The following is a 15,560-nucleotide window of genomic DNA, read 5'->3' as shown; positions in this document are numbered from 1 at the left end:
GGGTCACAGCCAGCGATCGAACCACTCTGCGACCCGCTCCGACAGGTGCAGCACGTTCTCCCGTCCCACGATCGTGTGACCCTCGCCCCGCAGGAGGAGCAGCTCGGCCGGCGCACCGAGCGCGGTCAGCTCCTGGTGGGCCTGGATCGACTCCAGCACCGGCACGTTGGTGTCCCGGTCGCCGTGGGTGAGCAGCACCGGGGACCGGAGCCGGTCCAGCACGGTCATCGGGGAGATCGCGGCCAGCATGTCCCGGTCGGTCACCGGGTCGCCGTACTCGGTGACCGAGGCCGCCGCCATCCACGGCTCGGTGCCCGCGAAGAAGGTGCGCAGGTCGCTCATCCCGGCCAGCGTGGCACCGGCGGCGAACAGGTCCGGCCAGCGGGTGAGCGCCACCAGCGTCAGGTAGCCGCCGTAGGACCAGCCGTGCGACCCGACCCGACCCGGCAGCGCGATCCCCTCGGCCACCAGGTGCTCGACCGTGGCGACGACGTCGGTGAACGACGCCTCCCGGGCAGCGAGGTCGTCGGCGGCCATGAACGCCCGGCCCTGCCCGCCCGAACCGCGCACGTTCGGCGCGAAGACGGTCAGCCCGACCGCGACCAGCGCCTGCGCCACCGGGTGGTAGTCCGGGCGTTCCTGCCCCTCCGGGCCGCCGTGGAAGCTCACCACCGTGCGGTTGGGGCCGGCCACCCCCGGCGGCGTGTACAGCCAGCCGTCCAGCTCGGTGCCGTCGGCGGCCGGGTAGCGCAGCCGGACCGGCGTGACCAGCAGGCGCGGGTCTGGGTGGCGGGGCGTGCTGGGCAGCGGCAGCGGCTCCCCATCGACGTCCAGCGGGACCGACCACAGCGAGCGGGGGGACGTGGGGCCGGTCAGCTCGGCCAGCAGCGTGCCGCCGTCGGCCGCCAGCGACCAGCCGGGCATGACCGGCTGCGGCAGCGGCACGGTGCGCAGCAGACCGCCCGCGGCCAGGTCCCGCAGCTCCAGCTCGGTGACCCCGTCGGCGTTCCAGACGCACAGCACCGTGCCGTCGGCGCGCACGGCGTAGGAGTCCAGGTCGGCGTCGGGCCGGGCGATGAGCACCTGGGCCGGGCCCGGCTGCCGACCGGCGTCCAGTGGGACCCGGACCAGCGCGGTGCGGTCGCTGCGCGGCAGCCCGGGCCGGGCCGGGAGCGCAGCGCGGAGGAAGACCGCCGAGCCGTCCGGGGCGAACCGGCCGTCCTCGGAGGCACCGCCCCCCGGGGCGTCGAGCGGGATGACCCGCTGCTGGGCGCCGGTGGCGACGTCGACCAGCACGATGTGCCGGTGCCCGCGCGGACCCCGCCGGGCCAGCACCGTCCGCTCGTCGGCGGAGACGGCGGTGACGGCGAGGAAGCCGCCGGTGGCCAGGGTGCGGTGGGCGCCACTGACCACGTCGACCAGGACGACGTCGGCGCCCGGGCCGTCCCCGGGGGCGATCGAGCAGACGTAGTGGCCACCTGCGGTCCACCCGCCGGCGAAGACGGTGGCCCGCGGGTCCTCCCCGGCCACCAGGTGCCGCTCGGTGCCGTCGGGCCGGACCGCCCACAGCTGCGCGCAGATCGAGCCGCCGGGGCTCACCAGGTAGGCCAGCCACCCGCCGTCCGGCGACCACGCGACCGAGACGACCTCCTCCTCGGCACCGGAGAGCACCGCCGGTGGGGTCTGCTGGTCCAGCGCGGCGACCTCCAGCCGGGGGACGCCGGAGCGGTCGCTCACGTAGGCCACCCGGTCCCCCGTCGGCGCCAGGCTCGGGCACCAGGCCCCCGGGGCGCCGGCGATCTCGGCGACGGCGAGGCGCACCTCGGTGGACAGCCCGGTCTTGCGCAGGACGTCGGTCACGGCACACCTCCTCGGTCGGGGATCGGTCGGACGGCGCGACGGGTGCCACACCGCAGCACGCCGTCCGTCGGCCCCGAGTGGAGCAGACGGACGGCGTGGTGCTGTTCCTCGCCGCGCCGTGAGCGCGGCCACGTCAGGTCAGCGGATGCCGTGCCGCTGCAGCCACAGCTCGAGCAGCCCGACCTGCCACAGCTGGTTGGCGCCCAGGGTGGTGCGGTGGCTGTTCGGGTCGGCGAGCAGCCGTTCCACGTAGTCGGTGCGGAACAGGCCGCGTTCCCGGGCCTCCGGTGCGTGCAGCGCGGCGCGCACCGTCTCCAGGTAGTCGCCGTGCAGGTCGGTGATCGCCGGCACCGGGAAGTAGCCCTTCGGCCGGTCGATCACGTCGGCGGGGATGACCTTTCGGGCGGCGTCCTTGAGCACGCCCTTGCCGCCGTGGGCGAGCTTGAGCTCCGGCGGGACGGCGGCGGCCAGCTCCACGAACTCGTGGTCCAGGAACGGCACCCGGGCCTCCAGGCCCCAGGCCATCGTCATGTTGTCCACGCGCTTGACCGGGTCGTCGACCAGCATGATCGTCGAGTCCAGCCGCAGCGCCTTGTCCAGCGTCGTCTCCGCGCCGGGCCGGGCGAAGTGCTCGGCGATCAGCGCCCGGCTGACGTCGTCGGTCACCATCCAGCGGTCGGCGAGCTGGGTGGCCAGCTCGGCGTGCGACCGGTCGACGAAGTGCCGCGCGTAGGCGTCGACGGCCTGCTCGGCCGGGACGCCGTCCAGCGGCGGGTACCAGTCGTAGCCGGCCATCACCTCGTCGGCGCCCTGGCCGCTCTGCACCACCTTGACGTGCTGGCTGACCTGCTGGGAGAGCAGGTAGAAGGCGACCGCGTCGTGGCTGACCTGCGGCTCGCTCATCGCGGCCACCGCGCCGTCGAGGCCGGCGTGCACGTCGGCGCTGGGCACCATCAGCCGGTGGTGGTCGGTCGCGAAGGTCTCCGCGACGACGTCGGAGTAGACGAACTCGTCGCCGGAGCGCTCGCCGACGGCCTCGAAGCCGATCGAGAACGTGGCCAGGCCCTTCTGCCCCTCCTCGGCCAGCAGCCCGACGACGAGGCTGGAGTCGATGCCCCCGGACAGCAGCACGCCCACCGGGACGTCGGCGACCATCCGCCGGCGCACCGCCACGCGCAGCGACTCCAGCACCCGCTCCTGCCACTCGACGGCGGACAGGCCGGCGAACTCGGAGCGCCGCTCGTGCACCGGGCGCCAGTACTCCCAGTCGGACTCCCGGCCGTCGGGCTCGTAGGTGCGCACCGTGGCCGGCGGCAGCTTGCCCACCCCGGCCAGGATCGTGCGCGGCGCCGGGACGACGGCGTGGAAGGACATGTAGTGGTGCAGCGCGACCGGGTCGATGCTGGTGTCCACGCCGCCGGCGCGCACCAGCGCGGGCAGCGAGGAGGCGAAGCGCACCCGGCCCGGGCCACGGCTGAGGTAGAGGGGCTTGATGCCGAAGCGGTCGCGGGCCAGCACCACCCGGCCGGAGTCCCGCTCGACGACGGCGAAGGCGAACATGCCCAGGAACCGCTCGACGCAGGCCGCGCCCCAGCGGTGGTAGGCCTTGAGCACCACCTCGGTGTCGGAGGTGGAGAAGAAGCGGTACCCGGCGCCCTGCAGCTCGGCGCGCAGCTCCTTGTAGTTGTAGATGATCCCGTTGAAGACCATCGTCAGCCCGAGCTCCGCGTCCACCATCGGCTGCGCGCCCGCGTCGGTCAGGTCGATGATCTTCAGCCGCCGGTGCCCGAGCGCCACCGGCCCGGCCTGCCAGCCGCCCGAGCCGTCGGGCCCCCGTCGCTGCAGCTGGTCGCACATGGCGCTGACCGCCGCCATGTCGGCGACGCCGCCGTCGAACCGGACCTCACCCGAGATGCCGCACACGTGCGCCCCTCCCCTGTTCCTGTGGTGCGGCGCCGCGCTGCGCCGGCTCGCTGTCCCGCCGTCCCCTCGACACGTGGCCGAGCGGGTCCGGGGCTGCCGAGGTGTCCATTCTGGTCGTCGCGGCGGGCTGCGGCGACCGGGCCTCCCGGTGAGCGCGAGGAGGTCTCGGGGGCCGTTGTCGAGCCGACGCGCCGTACCGGGCGTGTCGGCGGCGCGGGCCCGAGGGTCCGCCGTTAGCGTTGCGTCGGTCTGCGAACCGCGCCGAACCGTCCTGGAGGTCGCTCCCATGCGCTCACTGCGCCTCGTGGCGCTCTCCGAGGACGGCACGCACCTGGTGCTCGCCGCGGACGGGCCCGACTCGACCGACGGCGAGCGCTTCGAGCTGCCCGTGGACGACCGGCTGCGGCAGCTGCTGCGGGCCGGCGCCCCGGCCCAGCCCCCGGCCGAGGTGGCCCACGACCTGCCCCCGCGGGTCATCCAGGCCCGGATCCGGGCCGGCGAGACCCCCGAGCAGGTGGCGCACGCCTCCGGCACCCGGGTCGAGCGGATCATGCGCTTCGCCCACCCGGTGCTGCAGGAGCGCGGCCGGGTCGCCGAGCAGGCCCGCGGCGCGCGGGTACGGCTGTCCGAGGGGACGCCCAGCGTGCCCCTGGAGCAGTTCATGTCCGAGCGGCTGCGGCTGCTCGGCGCCGACCTGGAGACCGTCGGCTGGGACGCGCACCGCGCCGAGGACGGCACCTGGCAGGTGCGCGCGGACTGGCAGGCCGGGCACAAGTCCGGCAGCACCCGCTGGAGCTACGACATCCCGGCCCGGACGGTGACCCCGGTCGACGCCACGACGATGGACTTCGCCGAGGGCACCCGGCTGGTCCGGGTCGTCCCGGACGTCCCGGCCGGTCTGCCCGCCGCACCGGTCTCCCGCCGGGGCATCTCGGTGGTCCGCGGTGACGAGCACAGCGAGGACGAGGCGCAGCCCGACGCCGAGCCGGCCGACGACGACCACGGCGACGCGGACGACCAGCGGCCGGCCGACCAGGCCCAGGACGACGAGGCGCGGGACGCCGTCCCGGCCGACGGCGACCAGGTCGCCGCGCTCCCCGCCGAGGTGCTCCCCGCCGGCGACGGCCCGGACGACGGGCTCCCCCGCCGGAGCGCCTACGACGCCGTCGACCCCGACAGCCAGGACACCGCGGTGCTGGGCTCGCTGCTCGACAACGAGGACGAGGACCCGCGCGCCCGCATCCCCGCCTGGGAGGACATCGTCTTCGGGGTGCGCCGGAACCGCTGACGAAGGACCTCCCTGCCCCCCTCCGCTCGCGAGCTCGCGGTGGGCCCCTGCAGGAGGGCCGTCGGCGCAATTGGCTCGTCCCGGTCGGTCCCCCGGCATAGCCTGACCCGGCCATGACCGAGACCGCCGCCCCCGCTGACGACACCCGGGGCCGACTGTCGGCGCTCACCCGGCTGCTGCCCTTCGCCCGTCCCTACCGCGGGCTCATCGCGCTCACCTTCACCGGCGCACTGCTCGCCACCCTCGCCCAGCTGGCCGTCCCGCTGCTCACGCCGGCCATCGTCGAGGGGCCGATCGCCCGTGGCGACCGTTCCGCCCTGATCCCGCTGCTCGCCCTGGCGCTGCTCTTCGGCGTCGCCGAGGCAGCCCTCTTCTTCCTGCGCCGCTGGGCGATGAACATCAGCAGCCTGCAGATCGAGCGCGACCTCCGCGACACCCTGTACCAGCGGCTGCAACGGTTGCCGGTCGCCTTCCACGACCACTGGTCCTCCGGTCAGCTGCTGTCCCGGGCCACCTCCGACGTCTCCACCATCCGGCGCTTCGTCGGCTTCGGCGCCGTCTTCCTGATCGTCAACCTGCTCACCTGCGTCGTCGTCGGCGTGCTGCTGGTGGTCACCTATTGGCCGCTGGGCGTCGCGGTGCTGGCCACGACCCTGCCGCTGGTCTTCTTCGGGCTGCGGCTGGAGAAGCGGTACAACGCCGAGTCGCGGCTGGTGCAGGACGAGCAGGGCGAGCTGGCCACCGACGTGGAGGAGGCGGTCCAGGGCATCCGGGTGGTCAAGTCCCTCGGCCGCAGCGGGATGGTCTTCGGCCGCTACGACCGCAAGGCCCTGCGGCTGCGCGACCTGGAACTGGGCAAGGTCCGCACGCTGGCGCTGATCTGGTGCCTGTTCGAGTTCCAGCCGCAGATCACCCTTGCGGTGATCCTGGTGGGCGGGTCGCTGGCGGTCAGCAGCGGCGCCCTGACCGTCGGCGGGCTGATCGGCTTCGTCGCGCTGTTCACCGTGCTGCTGTGGCCGATCCTCTCCCTGGGCTTCCTGCTCGCCCAGGCCCAGGAGACGGCCAGCGCCTGCGACCGGATCGGCGAGCTGCTCGACGCCCCGCTGACCGTCACCGACTCCCCCGGCGCCCGGCCCGCCGCGGTGGGCACGCCCGCCCGGTTGCGCTTCGAGCACGTCGGGTTCCGCTTCCCCGGCGCCGGCGACCCGGTGCTCACCGACGTCGACCTCGAGGTCGAGCCCGGCGAGACGATCGCGCTGGTCGGCGCCACCGGGTCGGGCAAGACGACGATGACCGCGCTGGTCGCCCGGCTCTACGACGTCACCGGCGGGCGGGTCACCCTCGACGGGCACGACGTCCGCGACCTCCCGCTGGCCCAGCTGCGCACCGTGGTCGCCACGGCGTTCGAGGAGGCGACGCTGTTCTCGATGAGCGTCCGGGAGAACGTCACGCTGGGCCGGCCGGACGCCGGGGACGCGGACGTCGCCGAGGCGCTGCGGGTGGCCCAGGCCGACTTCGTGCACGACCTCCCCTGGGGCCTGGACACCCGGATCGGCGAGCAGGGGCTGTCGCTGTCCGGCGGGCAACGGCAGCGGCTGGCGCTGGCCCGGGCGGTGCTCGGCCGGCCGTCGGTGCTGGTGCTCGACGACCCACTGTCCGCCCTCGACGTGCACACCGAGGCCCTCGTCGAGCGCGCGCTGCGGGAGGTGCTCGCCGAGACGACGGCGCTGGTGGTCGCCCACCGGGCCTCCACGGTGCTGCTCGCCGACCGGGTGGCCCTGCTGGAGGAGGGCCGGATCACCGCCGTCGGGCGGCACACCGACCTGCTCGCGCAGGTGCCCGCCTACCGGGCGCTGCTCTCCTCGGAGTCGGAGCTGGCGGGGGCGGTCGACGCCGACCGGAGCCGCACCGACCTGAGCGGGGTGGGCTGCCCATGACCACCCCGGGCACCGGCGCAGCCGTGACCACCACCACCGGCGCACCGGCGGACGCGCACGCCGACTGGCGAGGCGTGGCCGGCGAGGACGCCGACGACCTCGACACCTCGGCCAGCTCGTTCCTCCGTGGCCGCTCCCGGCGGCTGCTCGGCGAGCTGCTGCGTCCGCACCGGCGGGTGGTGTGGCAGCTGCTGGCCGTGCTCGTCGTGCAGAACCTGGCCTGGCTGGCCGGCCCGCTGCTGATCGGGATCGGCATCGACGTCGCCGTCCCGGCGCTGCTGGACGGTGACCCCTGGCCGCTGGTCTGGACGACGGCGGCCATGGTCGCCGCGGCCGTGCTGGACGCCGCACTGCGCTACCGGTTCCTGATCGGCTCCGGGCAGGTCGGCCAGGCGGTCCTGCTCACCCTGCGGCGGCGGGTGTTCACCCACGTCCAGGGGCTGCCGCTGTCCTTCCACGAGCGGTACACGTCGGGCAAGACGATCAGCCGGCTCACCAGCGACGTCGAGGCGCTCGCCGAGCTGCTCGACGAGGGCCTCGACGGGCTGCTCACCGCCCTGTTCAGCGTGGTGGGCATCGGCGTCCTGATGCTGGTGCTCGACCTGCCCCTGGGCCTGGTGGCGCTGCTCGGCCTCCCCGCGCTGTACCTGATCGGCCGCTGGTTCCAGCGCAGCTCGACGGTCGCGTACCGGCGCACCCGGCAGACCATCGCGGCACTGATCGTGCAGTTCACCGAGACCTTCGGCGGCATCCGGGCGGTCCAGGCCTTCCGCCGGGAGCCGCGCAATGACGGCCTGCACGCCGAGCTCAACGAGGCCAACCGGGCGGCCCACCACCGCGCCTTCTGGCTGATCGCGGTCTTCGTGCCGACGGTGACGTTGATCGGCAACCTGGTCACCGTCGCAGTGCTCGGCTACGGCGCGCTGCGGGTGATGGACGGCGACCTGGAGGTCGGCCTGCTGGTGTCGTTCCTGGTCTACCTGCGCCGCTTCTTCGACCCGCTGCAGGACATCGCGATGTTCTACAACAGCTACCAGTCGGCGAGTGCGGCGCTGGAGAAGCTGTCCGGCGTCCTCGAGGAACGCTCCAGCGTGCCGGAGCCCGCCGATCCGCTGCCGCTGCGCTCGCCGACCGCCGGGGAGGTCGTCTTCGACGGCGTCCGCTTCGGCTACGGCGGCGCGACCGTGCTCCCGCAGCTGGACCTGACGATCCCGGCCGGGCAGACCGTCGCGCTCGTGGGGGCGACCGGCGCGGGCAAGTCGACCCTGGCCCGGCTGGCCGCCCGGTTCTACGACCCGGGAGCCGGGCAGGTGCGGCTGGACGGCGTCCCGCTGGACCGGCTCGCCGACGTCGACCTGCGCCGGGCGGTGGTGATGGTGACCCAGGAGAGCTTCCTGTTCTCCGGGTCGATCGCCGACAACATCTCCTTCGGCAAGCCGGACGCCAGCCGGGCCGAGATCGAGGCGGCGGCCCGGGCGATCGGGGCCGACGCCTTCATCCGGGCGCTGCCGGAGGGCTACGACACCGAGGTCGCCAAGCGGGGCGGGCGGCTGTCCGCCGGTCAACGCCAGCTGGTCAGCTTCGCCCGGGCGTTCCTCGCCGACCCCGCGGTGCTGGTGCTCGACGAGGCCACCAGCTCCCTCGACGTGCCCAGCGAGGTGCTGGTGCAGCGGGCACTGGAGACGCTGCTGGCCGACCGGACGGCGCTGATCATCGCCCACCGGCTGTCCACGGTGGAGATCGCCGACCGGGTGCTGGTGATGGAGGCCGGCCGGGTCGTCGAGGACGGCTCCCCCGCCGAGTTGGTCGGCGGGGCCGGCCGGTTCGCCGACCTGCACCGCGCCTGGGCCGACAGCCTCGTCTGAATAAGGGGGAAGGACCCCGTCCTCCTCACCCCTCGCACGCTCGGGGCGAGCCTCTGGACGGGGCCTGACCCACCACGAGCAAGCTCGCGGCGGGAGCCGGGAGGGGGCGCAGGAACAGGGGGTCCGCGGAGGTCGTTCCGGGTAGTACGCCGGTCGTCGTCCTGCGGGATGCGAGGGGTGGCCGGAACGTCCGGCCTCCGCCAGCAGGCCGGCACGGAACGGAGACAGACATGTCAGCTTCGGTGTCCATGCCGCTCGGCGGCGTCCAGGTCGGGTCCTACGACGACTACCAGGAGGCCCAGCGGGCGGTGGACTTCCTCTCCGACGAGAAGTTCCCGGTCGAGAACGTGACGATCATCGGCACCGACCTGCGGATGGTCGAGCGGGTCACCGGCCGGCTCAGCTGGGGCCGGGCGATCGCCGCAGGGGCGGCCAGCGGCGCGTGGTTCGGGCTCTTCGTGGGTCTGCTGCTCGGCATCTTCGCCGCCGACGGCGGCGGCTGGATCGGCTCGGTGCTCACCGGTCTGCTGATCGGGCTGGTCTTCGGCGCGGTCTTCGGGGCGGTCGGCTACTCGACCAGCCGTGGGCAGCGCGACTTCACCAGCACCAGCAAGGTGGTGGCCAGCCGCTACGACGTGATGTGCGCGCCGCAGCACGCCGAGCAGGCCCGCGCCGAGCTCGCCAAGCTCTCGCTGCGCGGCTGACGAAGCGGGCGCACCGTCGGCGTCACATGCCGCCGGTGCGCTGCCCCTGGCCGTCCGCACCGCGGTAGGCGTCGACGTTCCCGTGCACGGAGGCGCCGCGCAGCCCGCCCGCGATGTCGCCGGACAACCGGGCACCGCGGGCCTTCGCCCGGCGGTCCATCAGGGCCATCGCGGCGAGCAGCGCCACCAGCAGGGCCCCGGTCACGATCCAGAACGTCATGGCGGAACGATAGGGACCGGAACGCCGCAGCGCGAGCGCCCCGCCGCCCGAGGTCAGCGCAGCGTGGCGAAGGCGACCGCCGCGGCGGCGGCCACCCCGAGGGAATCCACCCCAGCGCGCATCGGGATCCGGGCGCGTACCCGGGCGGCCGCCTTCGCCGCGTCGGTGAGCCCGGGGCCCTCGGCGCCGAGCAGGACGGCGGTGCGCGGGTGGGCGGCGAGGTCGACGTCGCCCAGGTCCACGGCGTCGGCCGCCGGGGTCAGCGCCACCGTGAGGTAGCCGGCGTCGTGCAGCCGGTCCAGGTCCGCCGGCCAGGTGCCCAGCACCGCGATCGGCAGGGACAGCACGTGCCCCATCGACACCCGCACGCACCGCCGGTACAGCGGGTCCGCGCAGGCGGGGTCCAGCAGCAGGCCGTCGACCCCGAGGGCCATCGCCGACCGGGCGATCGACCCGATGTTCTCGTGGTCGTTGAGCCCCTCGAGCACCGCCAGCCGGCGCGGCGCGGCCGGGTCGGGGCCGGCCAGCAGCTCGTCCAGGTCCGCCGGCGGCAGCCGGTCGGCGGAGGCGAGCACGCCCCGGGTCAGCCGGAACCCGATGACCTCGGAGAGCACCCACCGGTCGGCCTCGTAGGCCGGCACGTCGTCGGGCAGTTGCAGGTCGGCCACCCGCCCGGGGATGCCGAACACGCTGCGCACCGGATAGGGCGAGGCGAGCAGCCGCTGGACCGCCGGCACCCCCTCCACGATCACCGGTCCGGTGCCGCGTTCGGTCCCGGGCTTGCGGTCGCCGGCGATCAGGTCGCGGAAGTCGGCGACCCGCTCGTCGGCCGGGTCGGTGATCAGCACAGGAGGGACGGGCACGCCGACGATCATCCCCGGCCCCCGACGCGCACGATCCGGTGGCCGCCAGCAGGATCGACCGGGTGAGCAACACGAAGACCACGACCGTCGTCGGCGGCGGCATCGCCGGCATCGCCTGCGCCCGGGCCCTGGCCGACCGGGGACTGCCGGTGCAGGTCCTGGACCGGGGCCGCCGGCTCGGCGGCCGGATGGGCGGCCGGACCCTGCACGGCCGCACCGTCGACCTGGGCGCCTCCTACTTCACCGTGGGCGAGGACGACGGGTTCGCCCGGGTCGTCGCCGGGTGGGTGGACCGCGGTCTGGCCCGGCCGTGGACCGACACCTTCGCGGTCGCCGGCCCCGCCGGCATCGAGCGGACGACGTCCGGGCCGCTGCGGTACGGCACCGCCGGCGGCCTCCGCGGCCTGGTCGTCGACCTCGCAACCGGACTGGACGTGCAGCTGGAGCGCACGGTGCAGGCCGTGACCCCCGGGTCCGGCGGGCGCCCGGCCGTCGACGGCGACCCGGCGGCCGCCGTCGTCCTGGCCATGCCCGACCCGCAGGCGGCCCGACTGCTGCCCACCGGCTCGTCCACCGCCGGCGCGCTGGACACCGGCGGCTGGCAGCCGACGCTCGCGGTGGCTCTCGGCTGGCCCGACCGCCGCTGGCCCGCCGACCTGCACGGCGTCTTCGTGCACGACTCCCCGGTGCTGGACTGGCTGGCCGACGACGGCGACCGGCGCGGGGACGGCGCCCCGGTGCTCGTCGCCCACACGACGCCCGAGGCCGCCGCCGCCCACCTGGACGCCCCCGAGGGCGCGGTCCCGGCCGTGGTCGCCGCCGTGCGCGCCGTGCTCGGGATCGACGAGGACCCGGAGTGGACCCACGTCCACCGGTGGAGCTGGGCGAAGCCGACGGCCCCCCGCGACGAGCCGTTCGCCCTGACCGACGGGGTGGGTCTGTGCGGTGACGGCTGGTCGGCGCCGTCCAAGGTCGCCGGCGCATGGCAGTCTGGCGACGCGCTGGGCCGGGCACTGGCCGACCGGCCGCCCGCCTGACCTGAGCACCGGCTCTCCCTGCCGGACCGGACCACCCCGGAAGGGAGCGCCGTGCCCTCGCCGTCGAGCGCTGCGCACGGCAGATCCAGGTGACCCACCCTCCTGGGGGAGACACGCACTGCCGCACTGAAGTGCGCAGGTCAGGGCGCCGATCCGTCCGCATGGAGCAGACGACCGACGACGGGGACACCCCCGTCCGCTGGTCGGCGTTCACCGTCCTCGCCGTGGGCATGGCGCTGCTGGGCCTGGCCGTCGGTGCGGTCTTCCCGTCCTTCGCCGAACTGCTCGGCGTACCCGCCCGGTACACCGGCGCCCCCACGTTCCGGGCCGCCTGCCTGGCCGCCGGTCTCGTGCTGGGCTGCGCCAACTGGCTGCTCGTCCGGCAGGTCATCGGCTCCCGGTTGCGGGTGCTGGCCGGCCGGCTGTCCGACATCGCGGCCACCGTCGGCAACCCGGTCGCCTCGGCGCAGGGCCCGTCGCGGCCGGCCGCCGACCTGGCGCTCCCGGTCGGCTCGCGCGACGACCTGGGCATCACGGCGGCCGCGTTCAACGCCCTGCTGGCCGCCCTGGACCTCGAGCGCCGATTCCGGTCGGCCGTGCACGCGAGCAACGACGTGATGGCCCTGCTGACGCCGACCGGGGAGATCTCCTTCCTCTCCGACTCGGTCGCCGACGTGCTCGGCTGGACCCGCGAGGAGCTGCTGGGCCGGCACGTCGGCGGGCTGCTGCACGCCGAGGACGCCGACCTGTTCACCGACTCGGGTGCACCGATCGCCCCGGACGGTCAGCCCCTGTCCCAGGTGTTCGTGGTCCGGGCCCGGCACCGCGACGGCAGCTGGCGGCACCTGGAGGTCAGCTCCTCCGACCGTCGCGGCGACCCGGTCATCGGGGGGCTGCTGATCACCGCCCGGGACGTGACCGACCGGCTGGAGCTGCAGCAGCGGCTGGCCTTCCAAGCCACCCATGACGCGCTCACCGGGCTGCCCAACCGCGCGGCCCTGCTGGCCCGGGGCGCGGAGCTGCTCACCGGGCCGGCCCGGCTCGCCGTGCTGCTGATGGACCTGGACCGGTTCAAGGAGGTCAACGACACCCTCGGGCACAGCTACGGCGACCGGCTGCTCGCCCAGGTCGGCCCGCGACTGCGGCCACTGGTGCGCGACGTCGACCTGGTCGCCCGGCTCGGTGGCGACGAGTTCGCCGTGCTGCTCCCCGGCGTCACCGCGACGGAGGCCTGCGCCGCGGCCGCCCGCCTGCAGGCCGCCCTCGGGACGCCGTTCCTGGTCGACGGCCTCGCCCTCGACGTCGACGTCAGCATCGGGGTGGCCGTGGCCGGTGCCGAGTCGCTGGAGATCGGGGCGCTGCTGCGCCAGGCCGACATCGCCATGTACACGGCCAAGGAGCGGCAGAGCGGGGTGCAGCTCTACGACCCCAGCGCCGACGACCACGACCGGAGCCGGCTGCTGCTGCTCTCCGAGCTGCGCCTCGGGCTGGCCGAGAGCCAGCTGGTCGTGCACTACCAGCCGCAGCTGTCGCTGGACTCCGGCCGGGTGACCGGCGTGGAGGCGCTGGTCCGCTGGCAGCACCCGGTCCGCGGCCTGCTGGGCCCCGTGGAGTTCCTCCCGGCCGTCGAGCGGACGGCGCTGATCGAGCCGCTCACCGACGCGGTGCTGGACGCCGTCCTGGCACAGCTGCGGGAGTGGTGCGCGGAGGGGATCGCCGTCCCCGTGTCGGTGAACCTGTCGGCGCGCTCGCTGATCCGCGCGGACCTGCCCGACCGGGTGCTGAGCCGGCTGCGCACACACGGCGTCCCCGCGGCGATGCTGCGGCTGGAGGTGACCGAGAGCGCGCTGCTGACCGAGCCGGAGAGGGCCCGGGAGGTGCTGGGGCGGCTGCACGCCGCCGGGGTGGCGATCTCGATCGACGACTTCGGCACCGGCTTCTCCGCGATGAGCCACCTCAAGCACCTCCCCGTCAGCGAGATCAAGGTCGACCGCAGCTACGTGGCCGAGATGACCTCCTCGACCGAGGACGCCGCCGTGGTCCGCTCGGTCATCGACCTGGGCCACGAACTGGGGATGACGGTCGTGGCCGAGGGCGTGGAGGACACGCTCACCGCCGAGGCGCTGGCCTCCCTGCGGTGCGACGTCGTCCAGGGCCACCTGTTCTCCGTGCCACGGACGGCCGTCGACGTCACCGACTGGCTGCGCAGCGCCGCCCGCTCCCCCGCCGACCGCTCCTGACCGGTCCCGCACCAGCGGGCCTTGACGCTCGACGCGAAACTCACCTACCGTTGAGTTCATCAGCCGTTGAGTTCCTCGGAGGCCGTCATGGACGCCGTCACCGTCACCGATCTCGTCGTGCACCGCGGTGCCCGTCAGGTCCTGCACGAGGTGGGGTGCTCGGTCCCGCCCGGGCAGGTCACCGGCCTGCTGGGACCCAGCGGGAGCGGGAAGAGCACGCTGCTGCGCGCCGTCGTCGGCGCCCAGCAGGTCCGGTCGGGCACCGTGACCGTGCTCGGCCGGCCCGCCGGTTCGGCCGCGCTGCGGTCCCGGGTCGGCTACGTCACCCAGGCGCCCAGCGTCTACGCCGACCTCACGGTGCGGGAGAACGCCCGCCACTTCGCCGCCCTGTACGGGCGGGGAGCGGCAGCCGCCGATGCGGCCATCGCCGACGTCGGGCTGGCCGACGCCGCCGGCCAACTGGTCGGTGACCTCTCCGGCGGGCAGCGGGGCCGGGCCTCCCTGGCCTGCGCCCTGGTCGGCGAACCGGAGCTGCTCGTGCTGGACGAGCCCACCGTCGGGCTGGACCCGGTGCTCCGGGTGGAGCTGTGGAGCCGCTTCCACGCCCTCGCCGCGGCCGGGACGACGTTGATCGTCTCCAGCCACGTGATGGACGAGGCCGGTCGCTGTGACCGGCTGCTCCTGCTCCGCGACGGCCGGCTGCTCAGCCACTCCACCCCGGCCGAGCTGCGCGCCCGGACCGGCACCGACGACCTGGAGCAGGCGTTCCTCTCGCTGGTGCAGGAGGTGGCGGCATGACCACCGCGATCTCCCCGCGGCTGACCTCCGCCACCGCGGGCCGGGTGCTCCGCCAGCTGCGGCACGACCACCGCACGGTGGCGATGCTGCTGGTACTGCCCAGCGCCCTGCTCGGGCTGCTCTACCTGCTGTGGGCCGACGTGCCGACCCCGCCCGGGCAGCCGGACACCTTCGACCGGGTCGGGCTGACCATGCTCGGGGTCTTCCCGTTCGTGGTCATGTTCCTGGTGACCAGCATCGCCATGCTGCGGGAGCGCACCTCCGGCACGTTGGAACGGCTGCTCACCACCCCGCTGTCCCGGCTGGACCTGCTGCTCGGCTACGGCCTCGCCTTCGGGTTGGCCGCGGCGGCGCAGGCGGTGGTCACCGTGGCGATCGCGACCACGGTCTACGACCTGGACGTCACCGGTTCGCTGTCCCTGGTCGTGCTCATCGCCGTCGTCGACGCCGCCCTGGGAGTGGCGCTGGGCCTGCTGGCCAGTGCGTTCGCCCGCAGCGAGTTCCAGGCGGTGCAGCTCATGCCGGTGGTCGTGCTGCCCCAGTTCTTCCTCTGCGGGCTGCTGGTGCCGCGGGACCAGCTGGCCGGCTGGTTGCAGGCGGTCAGCGACGTCCTGCCGCTGAGCTACGCGGTGGCGGCCCTGCAGGAGGTGGGCGCCTCGGCGGAGGCGACGGGCACCATGTGGGTCGACGTCGGCGTGGTGGCCGGCGCGACGCTGCTCGCCCTCGGGCTCGCGGCGGCCACCCTGCGGAGGAGGACCAGCTGAGCGACCCGGCGGCACGACCACGGCGCACCCGCCCGACCGGACGACGTCCGGGCAACCCCGA

The 15,560-nt window shown here is 74.7% G+C and carries 12 protein-coding genes; 8 read left to right on the top strand and 4 right to left on the bottom strand.

Annotated features, from left to right (window positions below; genetic code table 11):
- Positions 1 to 3: 3 nt before the first annotated feature.
- Together O2W53_RS02825 and O2W53_RS02820 are read right to left on the bottom strand one after the other, a co-directional pair.
- Complete coding sequence (locus O2W53_RS02825) at positions 4 to 1,860, bottom strand: S9 family peptidase (protein ID WP_269161519.1); 1,857 nt, start codon at positions 1,858 to 1,860, stop codon at positions 4 to 6.
- Positions 1,861 to 1,998: 138 nt separating this feature from the next.
- Complete coding sequence (locus O2W53_RS02820) at positions 1,999 to 3,783, bottom strand: N-acetylglutaminylglutamine amidotransferase (protein ID WP_269161518.1); 1,785 nt, start codon at positions 3,781 to 3,783, stop codon at positions 1,999 to 2,001.
- A 286-nt stretch (positions 3,784 to 4,069) separates the two neighbouring features.
- Here O2W53_RS02820 and sepH point away from each other — a divergent pair, with 286 nt between their 5' ends.
- The 4 genes from sepH to O2W53_RS02800 all read left to right on the top strand — a co-directional run bounded on the left by sepH (position 4,070) and on the right by O2W53_RS02800 (position 9,577).
- Positions 4,070 to 5,071, top strand: a complete 1,002-nt coding sequence (sepH, locus tag O2W53_RS02815; RefSeq protein ID WP_269161517.1) for a septation protein SepH — start codon at positions 4,070 to 4,072, stop codon at positions 5,069 to 5,071.
- A 113-nt stretch (positions 5,072 to 5,184) separates the two neighbouring features.
- Entirely contained in the window at positions 5,185 to 7,008 is a 1,824-nt protein-coding gene (locus O2W53_RS02810) for an ABC transporter ATP-binding protein (RefSeq protein WP_269161516.1), read from the top strand.
- Complete coding sequence (locus O2W53_RS02805; protein WP_269161515.1) at positions 7,005 to 8,873, top strand: ABC transporter ATP-binding protein; 1,869 nt, start codon at positions 7,005 to 7,007, stop codon at positions 8,871 to 8,873. Before O2W53_RS02810 ends, O2W53_RS02805 begins: the two co-directional genes overlap by 4 nt.
- A gap of 230 nt (positions 8,874 to 9,103) precedes the next feature.
- A complete protein-coding gene (locus O2W53_RS02800; RefSeq protein ID WP_269161514.1) occupies positions 9,104 to 9,577 on the top strand; it encodes a general stress protein in 474 nt (157 codons plus the stop codon).
- Positions 9,578 to 9,599: 22 nt separating this feature from the next.
- On the opposite strand, the gene O2W53_RS02795 is transcribed toward O2W53_RS02800, so the two are convergent.
- Both O2W53_RS02795 and O2W53_RS02790 read right to left on the bottom strand, forming a co-directional pair.
- On the bottom strand, positions 9,600 to 9,797 hold the full coding sequence (locus tag O2W53_RS02795) for a hypothetical protein (RefSeq protein ID WP_269161513.1): 198 nt from the start codon (positions 9,795 to 9,797) through the stop codon (positions 9,600 to 9,602).
- Positions 9,798 to 9,850: 53 nt separating this feature from the next.
- Positions 9,851 to 10,660 (bottom strand): TrmH family RNA methyltransferase, encoded by an 810-nt coding sequence (locus O2W53_RS02790; protein WP_269161512.1) that lies wholly within the window; start codon positions 10,658 to 10,660, stop codon positions 9,851 to 9,853.
- Between the two features lie 62 nt (positions 10,661 to 10,722).
- On the opposite strand from O2W53_RS02790, the gene O2W53_RS02785 reads away from it, so the two are divergent.
- The 4 genes from O2W53_RS02785 (at position 10,723) to O2W53_RS02770 (ending at position 15,499) form a co-directional block, all read left to right on the top strand.
- The gene (locus tag O2W53_RS02785; RefSeq protein ID WP_269161511.1) at positions 10,723 to 11,697 is read left to right on the top strand and encodes an NAD(P)/FAD-dependent oxidoreductase; all 975 of its coding nucleotides are present in this window, start codon (positions 10,723 to 10,725) and stop codon (positions 11,695 to 11,697) included.
- A 161-nt stretch (positions 11,698 to 11,858) separates the two neighbouring features.
- Positions 11,859 to 13,937 (top strand): putative bifunctional diguanylate cyclase/phosphodiesterase, encoded by a 2,079-nt coding sequence (locus O2W53_RS02780; protein ID WP_269161510.1) that lies wholly within the window; start codon positions 11,859 to 11,861, stop codon positions 13,935 to 13,937.
- 87 nt (positions 13,938 to 14,024) lie between these two features.
- Positions 14,025 to 14,735 carry an ABC transporter ATP-binding protein gene (locus O2W53_RS02775; RefSeq protein ID WP_269161509.1) on the top strand — a complete coding sequence of 237 codons (711 nt, stop codon included), beginning with the start codon at positions 14,025 to 14,027 and terminating at the stop codon, positions 14,733 to 14,735.
- Positions 14,732 to 15,499, top strand: a complete 768-nt coding sequence (locus tag O2W53_RS02770) for an ABC transporter permease (RefSeq protein ID WP_269161508.1) — start codon at positions 14,732 to 14,734, stop codon at positions 15,497 to 15,499. Before O2W53_RS02775 ends, O2W53_RS02770 begins: the two co-directional genes overlap by 4 nt.
- Positions 15,500 to 15,560 lie beyond the last annotated feature (61 nt).

It is taken from the genome of Modestobacter sp. VKM Ac-2978 (genome assembly GCF_026968025.1).
In the GTDB taxonomy this organism is placed as follows: Bacteria; Actinomycetota; Actinomycetes; order Mycobacteriales; family Geodermatophilaceae; genus Modestobacter.
This window is presented reverse-complemented; position numbering and strand designations above follow the sequence as displayed.

Bases quoted from the DNA above. Each gene is read 5' to 3' on its own strand.
- sepH (WP_269161517.1), top strand. From the start codon at position 4,070: ATGCGCTCACTGCGCCTCGTGGCGCTCTCCGAGGACGGCACGCACCTG.
- O2W53_RS02810 (WP_269161516.1), top strand. From the start codon at position 5,185: ATGACCGAGACCGCCGCCCCCGCTGACGACACCCGGGGCCGACTGTCG.
- O2W53_RS02805 (WP_269161515.1), top strand. From the start codon at position 7,005: ATGACCACCCCGGGCACCGGCGCAGCCGTGACCACCACCACCGGCGCA.
- O2W53_RS02800 (WP_269161514.1), top strand. From the start codon at position 9,104: ATGTCAGCTTCGGTGTCCATGCCGCTCGGCGGCGTCCAGGTCGGGTCC.
- O2W53_RS02795 (WP_269161513.1), bottom strand. From the start codon at position 9,797: ATGACGTTCTGGATCGTGACCGGGGCCCTGCTGGTGGCGCTGCTCGCC.
- O2W53_RS02780 (WP_269161510.1), top strand. From the start codon at position 11,859: ATGGAGCAGACGACCGACGACGGGGACACCCCCGTCCGCTGGTCGGCG.
- O2W53_RS02775 (WP_269161509.1), top strand. From the start codon at position 14,025: ATGGACGCCGTCACCGTCACCGATCTCGTCGTGCACCGCGGTGCCCGT.
- O2W53_RS02770 (WP_269161508.1), top strand. From the start codon at position 14,732: ATGACCACCGCGATCTCCCCGCGGCTGACCTCCGCCACCGCGGGCCGG.